This window comes from Streptomyces sp. TM32, assembly GCF_004122755.1.
Classification (GTDB): Bacteria; Actinomycetota; Actinomycetes; order Streptomycetales; family Streptomycetaceae; genus Streptomyces; species Streptomyces sioyaensis.
Genome location: NZ_SDIG01000223.1, coordinates 1 through 8,793, shown reverse-complemented (window position 1 = coordinate 8,793; position 8,793 = coordinate 1). Strand labels below are relative to the sequence as shown.

Here is an 8,793-nt window from a genome sequence, read left to right as displayed (position 1 = left end):
GCTTGAGGGTGAGCGCGAGGTTCAGGCGGTTGCGCTCACCCACCACCCTCGCCGAGCTGGAGCGGCGCGCAGCCTCCCGGCACGGGCGCCCCGCCTACGGGCATGACGCACTGATCGCCTGCGACCGCCTGGTACGGGTCTTCACCACCGACGGGGTCGAGGTGCAAGCCCTGCAAGGGCTCGATCTGCTGGTCGCCGAGGGCGAGTTGATGGCGCTCGTCGGGGCGTCCGGCAGTGGCAAGTCCACCCTGATGAACATCCTGGCCGGCCTGGACGTGCCGACCGCCGGCGCCGCCACGGTCGCCGGCCGCGATCTGCTGACGATGGACGCCCGGGCCCGGCTCGGCTACCGCCGCGACGTCGTCGGCTTCGTCTGGCAGCAGACCGCCCGCAACCTCCTGCCGTATCTGACGGCCCAGCAGAACGTCATGCTGCCGATGCAGCTGCACGGCGGCAGGCGGCGGGCGGCCCGTACGAAAGCGGCCGGGGAACTGCTGTCGATGCTCGCCCTCGACCACTGCCGGGACCGCCGTCCGCACCAGCTCTCCGGTGGCGAGCAGCAGCGCACCGCCATCGCGGTGGCGCTGGCCAACACCCCGTCCGTACTGCTGGCCGACGAGCCCACCGGCGAACTGGATTCGCACACCGCCGAGCAGGTCTTCACGGCCTTCCGTACCGCCAACGAGGAGCTGGGCACCACCATCGTGATCGTCACCCACGACCAGGCGGTGGCGAGCGAGGTACGGCGCACGGTCGCGATCCGCGACGGCCGTACGTCCTCGGAGGTGCTGCGGCGCACCGAACGGGATGCCGCGACCGGCCGGGAATCCCTGGTGGCCCGCGAGTACGCGATGCTCGACCGCGCGGGCCGGCTCCAGCTCCCGGCCGAATACACCCACAGCCTGGGCATGGAACACCGCGTCCTGCTGGAGCTGGAGCGCGACCACATCGGCGTCTGGCCGGACCGTACGGCCGACGGCGCGGCACGGTCGGGCGAGACGGACGGGGAGGGAGGCAGGGACGGTGACAGCTAGTTCGGCCGGCTCGCGCCCGCCCTGTTACCGCCTGTTTCTGTCTGTTTGTGCCCCGGGAACCCTCAGACCGGCGTGACCGTGAGCCCCGACAGCCCGGTCGCCCCCGCAGGGCCCCCGGCCCGTACGGCGATCGACCCGTAGGGGGTGCTCAGCCGCAGCCAGCCGCCCGCGGACAGCAGACTCAGCGGCTGGGGACGGGAGTCAGCGGCGCCGGAGGACGTGCCACCGCCCGCCGGCGCACCGGCTCGGGCCGGGCGCAGAAAGCCCAGCGACTGCGCGGCATGAGCGGCGCGCAGCGGAAGGTGGGTGTCGCCGAGAGTGCGCGACCAGATCTCCCGGCCGATACGGTCCCGTGCGGCACGGGTGCGGTGTTGCGGCTCCAGCGCCTCGTCACGGGACCGGAATTCGGCGACGGCGGCGGCCACCGCGCGCACCAGCGCCTCGGGCGCGGGCAGCCCCGGCACCCGCTGCCAGCCGCCGCGCGGCGGCAGCACCCCGGTCCACGGCGGGCCCGTGACCGCGGCGGGCACGGTCACCGCGTCCGACGACTCCTGGATGCCTTCGAGGAGTTCGCCGGCCGAGACGGTGCTGTCCAGAGCCGTGTCCCCGGCGAGCCGCGCGGTGCGGATCGCCAGCACCTCGAAGGACGGCGGGCGGCCGAAGACGGCGAGCACCCCGCCGCCGGCCTGGAGGCGTACCGCGGCGGCCTTGTCGTAGTGGATCAGCCGGGCCAGGAAGGCAGCGAGATCCGCCGCCTCCCCGGCGTCGGCGAGGTGCAGCACCGTCATACAGCGACGGCCCCCCGCTGGTGCGCGGCGTCGTCCAGATACTCCTTGAGGATCGTCTTCTCCTCCGCGGTGAGGCGGCGGGGGCGGTTCTCGGTGAAGTCGAACGGGACGACGACGGTCGAGGCCCGCAGATAGAGGGTGTCCTCATCCTTGACCTCGTAGCCGACGGTCATCGACGCGGCGCTGATCTTCGTCACCCACAACTCGACGGCCACCGGGGCATGCCGGTGGACCAGCGGCCGCACATAGTCGATCTCGTGCCGGGCGACGACCGAGCCGCCCGTGAACGACGGGCTGCCGTCCCCCGGCGCCAGCCGGTGCATGAAGTCGATCCGCGCCTCTTCGAGGTAGCGGACGAACACCGCGTTGTTGACATGGCCGAACGCGTCCATGTCCGACCAGCGCAGGGGGCAGGAGTAGTGGTGTCGCACGACGGTCAGCCCCGGGTGAGCTTCTTGTACGTGGCGCGGTGCGGACGGGCCGCTTCCGCACCGAGGCGCTCGACCTTGTTCTTCTCGTAGGACTCGAAGTTGCCCTCGAACCAGAACCACCTGGAGTCACCCTCGTACGCCAGGATGTGCGTGGCGACGCGGTCGAGGAACCAGCGGTCGTGGGAGACGACCACGGCGCAGCCCGGGAACTCCAGCAGCGCGTTCTCCAGCGAGGACAGGGTCTCGACGTCGAGGTCGTTGGTCGGCTCGTCGAGGAGCAGGAGGTTGCCGCCCTGCTTGAGGGTGAGCGCGAGGTTCAGGCGGTTGCGCTCACCACCGGAGAGCACCCCGGCCGGCTTCTGCTGGTCCGGGCCCTTGAAGCCGAACGCGGAGACGTACGCCCGCGAAGGCATCTCGACCTGGCCGACGTTGATGTAGTCCAGCTCGTCGGAGACCACGGCCCACAGGGTCTTCTTGGGGTCGATGTTCTCGCGGCTCTGGTCGACGTAGGAGATCTTGACGGTCTCGCCGACCTTGATGTCACCGGAGTCCGGGGTCTCCAGGCCCTGGAGCATCTTGAACAGCGTGGTCTTGCCCGCGCCGTTCGGGCCGATGACGCCGACGATGCCGTTGCGGGGCAGGGTGAAGCTCAGGTCGTCGATCAGGACCTTCTCGCCGAAGGCCTTGTTGAGCTTCTCGACCTCGACGACGACATTGCCCAGGCGCGGGCCCGGCGGGATCTGGATCTCCTCGAAGTCCAGCTTCCGCATCTTGTCGGCCTCGGCCGCCATCTCCTCGTAACGGGCCAGTCGCGACTTCGACTTGGCCTGCCGCCCCTTGGCGTTGGAGCGCACCCACTCCAGCTCGTCCTTGAGGCGCTTGGCACGCTTGGCGTCCTTCTGCCCCTCGACCTTGAGGCGCGAGGCCTTCTTGTCCAGGTACGTGGAGTAGTTGCCCTCGTACGGGTGGGCACGGCCACGGTCGAGCTCGAGGATCCACTCGGCGACGTTGTCGAGGAAGTACCGGTCGTGGGTGACGGCGACGACGGTGCCGGTGTACTTCGCGAGGTGCTGCTCCAGCCACTGCACGGACTCGGCGTCCAGGTGGTTGGTGGGCTCGTCGAGGAGCAGCAGGTCGGGTGCCTCCAGCAGCAGCTTGCACAGCGCGACGCGGCGGCGCTCACCACCGGAGAGGTTGGTGACCGGCCAGTCGCCGGGCGGGCAGCCGAGCGCGTCCATGGCCTGCTCCAGCTGGGTGTCCAGGTCCCACGCGTTGGCGTGGTCGAGGTCCTCCTGGAGCTTGCCCATCTCCTCCATGAGCTCGTCGGAGTAGTCGGTCGCCATGAGCTCGGCGACCTCGTTGAAGCGGTGGAGCTTGCCCATGATCTCGGCGGCGCCGTCCTGCACGTTCTGCAGCACCGTCTTCGACTCGTCCAGCGGCGGCTCCTGCAGGAGCATGCCGACGGTGTAGCCCGGGGCGAGGAACGCGTCACCGTTCGACGGCTGCTCGAGACCGGCCATGATCTTCAGCACCGTCGACTTACCGGCGCCGTTGGGACCCACGACACCGATCTTTGCGCCCGGCAGGAAGCTCAGCGTCACGTCATCGAGGATGACCTTGTCGCCGTGCGCCTTGCGCGCCTTGCGCATCGTGTAGATGTACTCAGCCAAGAGAAACCGTCCGGCAGATTGGATCGATCAGGGTCTGTGCGGCACCGCCCCGGGCCGTCGTACGCGGTGACCGGGGGAGGGCAGATACACCCATCTTGCCGTACGCCTGTGCTCTGGCGGAAACGAGTAGGTCAGAGCGCCCCTGCTCAGCCCTGACCTGGCACGACGTGGTGGCTGTTCGGTTGCTCTCCGTCATCGTCGACGCCGGCCGAACGTACGGGCGCCGCCGCGGGGCACGGGTCTGCGCCGGGGCCGTGGGGCGCGCGGAGCTGCTGCCGGTGGCGCCCGGATCCCGCGGACGCCGAAGGCCCCGGAGCGCTGCTGCGCTCCGGGGCCTTCACGTACTCGACCGGATACCGCCGTTCACCGGTGGGTTACGGGGCGGTCGCCGGCCGCAACCGGGCGCCCGGTTCCACGAAGGCCGGGCTTCCGGCCTCCGGGTCGCCGGGCGTCACCGGGTGCCCGGTGATCACTGGGCGGGGGTGCCGGCCTTCTTCTTACGGAGGAAGAACACCGCGGCGCCGCCGACCACGACCAGGACGACCGCGATACCCGCGATCATCGGGGTGGCGCTGCTGGAGCCGGTCTCGGCGAGGTCGCCGCCCTTGTCACCGCCGGTGCTGCCACCGACCGAGGCCGGGCTGGGCTGCGAGGAGGGCTTGCCGCCGCCGCTGCCGGCGGTCTTGCAGTCCAGGACCCCGGAGAAGGACTTCTTGAAGCCGCCCGCACCCGTGATCGTGATGTTGTACGGCTGGTCCTCGGCCACCGGGACGGTCACGGTCTGCGACTTGCCCGGGGCGATCTCGTAGTCCTTGCCGGAGAGCTGGAAGCGGAACGCCTCATCGCCCTTGTTGCTGGCCGTGACGTCCACGCCGCCCTTGGCGCAGTTCTTCTCGGCGGTGATCGCCGGAATGGCGCCCTGCTTCTTCCAGGAGGCCGAGGCGGCCGCGGAGACCGTGGACTCGCTGGAGCCGGCCAGGATCTGGGTCTGGCTCTTGGCGTGCTCGCCGATGCCGGTGAAGGCACGGCCGACCGGGACCTTGGTGGCGGCCTGCGCGGTCAGCGAGGTGCTGCCGTCCGCGGCGCCCTTGGGCACGTCGAAGAACAGCTGGGTGCCGTCGGTGGCACTCGTGGCCGGCTTGCCGTCCTTGCCGACGATCTTGACACCGGCAGGTGCACCGGCCGCCGGGGCGATCGTGACGCTGTCGGCGTTGGTGTGCACGGTGACCGGGCCGAGCTTGCTGCCGGACTTACCGGAGACGGCCGGGGGGTCGAGCGTCAGCGACGCCTTGGGCTCGCCGACGTTCTGCGCGCTCTTCTCAAGGTAGTCGGCGAGCTTCTCGGCCGCCGGGTCGACCGCGTCCACCTTGACGTGGTCGGAGAAGCGCCAGATCGCGACCTGCGTGCCGGCCGCGGCCGTCTTCTCGGTGAGGTTGCCGGCGCCGGCCTTGGAGGCGAGCGCGGCCAGGTCGTTCACCTGGGGGTACGAGTTCTGCAGAATCCAGCGGATCTTGCCCGCGTCCCCGTTGTTGTGCAGCGACGAGGCGCTCCAGGGCACTTCCTGGTACTTCGCCTGCTGCTGCGTCGGGTTGTGGATGTCGATGCAGTACGTCTGGAGCGTGCCGCCGTTGTCGACCGCCATCTCGAAGAGGCCGGCGCCGACGCGCTGGTCCCCTCCCTCGTTGTGCACGACCGCCTGGTCGAAGGTCTTCAGCCCGCCCAGCGTGGCGGTGGCACCCCCGTGAGCGGGGGTCGTCTCGTCCGCCGCGGCAGTCCCCGCGGTGGCTATCGCACCCGCCGCGACCAGGCCCGAGGCCATGACCGCGGCGGCAAGACGGGCTGCGCCCCGCCTCTTCATGGAAAGCATGAAATTCCCCTCTGGGCGAGGCGGTCGAGTGGGAGAGGATGCCTCGCCGGAAAGATCCAAAGAACTCAGCAGCCGAACACGTCAGCCCCCGTGAGTACTTGTCGGATCCTATGGAGCAGGCGCACCACGGTCCCCACTAATGGCATCCGATAAGCGATCCGAATCGCAATCGTTACCGACAACAGGCCCCTTGACCTGGCATTATCGACAAATCAACAGGACTTTTCAGGAAACTGCCACCTTCTCGGGCGAATCTGCTCCGGCTGCGGGCGGCGGAACGGAGGGATCCGGTGGCCCAAGAGGCGGCGGAACACGGGTGATTGTCGATGATTCAACAGTCGGAGGCTCGCCGGCCCTTGCGGGTGTCCCGGCGGCCGGGACCACGGGGGCTCTCCGACCTCCGCCGGTGGTCGGCGCCATCGAATCCTCCCGGCACCCACTGGCCGTGCCCGCCGGGCGGCTCGGCGCCTCCTTGGCGGGTGCGGTCCCGGCAGCGGACAACGTCTCATCCCTGCCCTCCTGTTGCCCATGAGGCTGCGCGGCCTGCGCTGACCCCGATGAGTGCGCAGGTGGCTGTGCCGGTTGCGGTGCGGCGGGCGCCGTGGAGTCCGTACCGGTACGCGCCGGCCGCGCGACTCTCCGGAACGCGGCGGTGCCACGCGCGAGATCGTGGCCGATCGCTACGGCGTCGACCTCCGCGGCGAACCATCGCTGCCCGCCCCGCTCGGGAGACTGCTCCCCTTCCCGCAGGCGCAACCGTCCCTGGACGATGAGTGGTTCCCCCACCGCCACCGAGGCCGCGACATTGTCGGCGAGCCCGCGCCACGACCGGACCGTATAGAAACTCGTCTCGCCATCCGTCCAGCGCTCCAACGCCTTGTCCCACCGCCGGGACGTGGCCGCCAGCCGGAACCTCGCCACCGTCGCACCCGCGGTTGTCTGCCGGTGCTCCACCGCTGTCGCGGCATTCCCCACCAGCGTCACCATCGTGTCGTTCACGGCCCACGCCTCCCCTGTGTCGTGCGCGCGCTGTCGTCCTGTGCCGCGCGCTGCGTGGATTTCATGCTGCACGGATTCAGCGAGCGCCGCGGCGACGTGTGGACGGCCGGCCGCCTGTGGACAACTCGGCCACCCGGAAGGGTTATCGCGAGGGAGCGCGCGGCCGGATGCCGGGGCCCGGCGGGCGCGCGCCTCTGCCCTCACACCCCCGACGCCACCGCGTACTGCTCCCGCACCTCGCGGTAGCGCAACAGCTCGGCGGCGACCGGCTCCAGCACCCGTGCCCGGCCGCACCCCGCCGCCGCACTTCGCAGGCGCCGCTCCGCATCCTGCCCGTAGCGCCTGGCCGGCCCCCGCGCCACCGCCCGGCACAGCCACGTCAGGGCCGGCCCGCCCACCACGCCCAGCGCCGCGGGCGACAGCCCGGAGATCCAGTCCGTCCCGTCGCCGAGCCCGGTGACCACGCCCAGCAGCCACAGGCCGCCGACGACTTGGAGTACGAGCAGCAGCCCCTGCAGCGAGGCGGCGACCGTCCACCACCGCGGCTTCACGGCCGGCCCGCCCCGCAGCGACTCCTCGGCCGCGGCCGCCGCTTTGTCCAGCGCCTCGGGCAGTCCGTACGCACCCCGCTCGGCCGCCTCCCGCACCGCCTGGGCCCAGGGCGCCGGCAAGCCGTGCGCCGCCTCACCGGCCACCGCCCGTACGGCGTGCTCCACCACGGGCCGCGCCGCCGCCCGGCCGTCCACCGCCGGCTCCCCCACGCCACCGGGCGAACTCCGACCCGGCGCCCCTGCAGCCTCCACACCCGTCGTCCCCACCCCGGAGCCGGGGTTGTCCCACCGGCTCCCCCGTCCTCCCCGCCGCCGCCCACGCAGCCGCGTCCACGGTGAGCCGCACGCGCGCTCCGCATGGCGCAGCCAATCGCGTTCCGCCGCACGCCCGGTGGCCACCGCCCCCACCGCCTCGGCCAGCCGGTCGTCGAACTCCGCCCGGGCCTGTTCGGTCAGCCCGACCGGGCACTGTGCGACGTACACCGACCGCAGCCGCTCGGCGGCCGCGTCCACATCGGCCGCCAGCCGCCGGTCGGCCGCCCCACGCTCCGCGACGAACTGGCCCAGCGCCTCCCGCAGTTCCCCCACGCCCTTACCGGTCGCGGCGGAGAGCGCGAGCACCGCCGCCCCGGGCTCCCCGTGCTCCCCCAGCGCCAGCCCGTCCTCGTCCAGCAACCGGCGCAGATCGTCCACCACCTGGTCGGCGGCGTCCCCCGGCAGCCGGTCCACCTGGTTGAGGACGACGAACATGACTTCCGCGTAGCCCGCCAACGGCCGCAAATACCGCTCGTGCAGCACCGCATCGGCGTACTTCTCCGGGTCCACGACCCAGATCACCGCGTCCACCAGCTCCAGCATCCGGTCCACCTGGGCGCGGTGCTCGGTGGCCGAGGAGTCGTGGTCGGGCAGGTCGATCAGGATGAGTCCGCGCAGCTCGGCGTTGCCGTCCGCCGGGGCGTGCCGACGGTGCGTGGGCACACCCAGCCGGTGCAACAGCCCCTCCGCGCCCGGCCGGCTGCCCGGCCAGACGCAGGCCACCGGCTCCGCGGTCGTCGGCCGCCGCGGCCCGACCTGCGAACGATTCGCCCCGGCCAGCGCGTTGAACAGCGACGACTTACCGCTGCCGGTCGCCCCCGCGAGAGCGACGACGGTGTGCTCACCGGACAGCCGGTACCGCTCGTCCGCCGTCTCCAGCACCCGCCCCGCACCCTCCAGCGCCCGCCCGTCCAGGCGGGTACGGGACAGCGCGATCAGCTCCCGCAACGCATCCAACCGACCGCGCAGCCCGCCCCGCACGGCCTGCCGCCCGCCGTCCTCAGCCCATCGGTACCCGCTCCCCTCCGCCATGCCTTCCCCGGCCCTCGGCCGCCGCGGACGGACCATGACCTCGGCACGCGACGCGGTGAACACCTCGCCGGAGCCCACTTCCCCGTCCCGGGCCGCGGCCCCCGCC

At 71.7% G+C, this 8,793-nt stretch carries 7 protein-coding genes; 1 reads left to right on the top strand and 6 read right to left on the bottom strand.

Annotation, left to right across the window (positions count from 1 at the left end):
- The first annotated feature begins 29 nt into the window (after positions 1 to 29).
- On the top strand, positions 30 to 1,034 hold the full coding sequence (locus EST92_RS29385; protein ID WP_129283738.1) for an ABC transporter ATP-binding protein: 1,005 nt from the start codon (positions 30 to 32) through the stop codon (positions 1,032 to 1,034).
- 62 nt (positions 1,035 to 1,096) lie between these two features.
- Here the strand turns inward: EST92_RS29385 and EST92_RS29380 are convergent, their stop codons facing one another.
- From EST92_RS29380 to EST92_RS29355, 6 genes are all read right to left on the bottom strand, one after another.
- A complete protein-coding gene (locus tag EST92_RS29380; RefSeq protein WP_129283737.1) occupies positions 1,097 to 1,822 on the bottom strand; it encodes a hypothetical protein in 726 nt (241 codons plus the stop codon).
- The gene (locus EST92_RS29375) at positions 1,819 to 2,253 is read right to left on the bottom strand and encodes a thioesterase family protein (RefSeq protein WP_129283736.1); all 435 of its coding nucleotides are present in this window, start codon (positions 2,251 to 2,253) and stop codon (positions 1,819 to 1,821) included. The genes EST92_RS29380 and EST92_RS29375 overlap by 4 nt, the downstream gene beginning before the upstream one ends.
- A gap of 5 nt (positions 2,254 to 2,258) precedes the next feature.
- Positions 2,259 to 3,923, bottom strand: coding sequence for an energy-dependent translational throttle protein EttA (ettA, locus tag EST92_RS29370; protein WP_129283735.1), 1,665 nt, complete (start codon positions 3,921 to 3,923; stop codon positions 2,259 to 2,261).
- A gap of 469 nt (positions 3,924 to 4,392) precedes the next feature.
- Positions 4,393 to 5,790, bottom strand: coding sequence for an LAETG motif-containing sortase-dependent surface protein (locus EST92_RS29365; protein WP_129251287.1), 1,398 nt, complete (start codon positions 5,788 to 5,790; stop codon positions 4,393 to 4,395).
- Positions 5,791 to 6,015: 225 nt separating this feature from the next.
- Positions 6,016 to 6,777: a single-stranded DNA-binding protein gene (locus tag EST92_RS29360; protein ID WP_254069123.1), complete on the bottom strand. Its 762-nt coding sequence runs from the start codon at positions 6,775 to 6,777 to the stop codon at positions 6,016 to 6,018.
- Positions 6,778 to 6,989: 212 nt separating this feature from the next.
- Positions 6,990 to 8,687, bottom strand: coding sequence for a YfjP family GTPase (locus EST92_RS29355; RefSeq protein WP_254069113.1), 1,698 nt, complete (start codon positions 8,685 to 8,687; stop codon positions 6,990 to 6,992).
- Positions 8,688 to 8,793 lie beyond the last annotated feature (106 nt).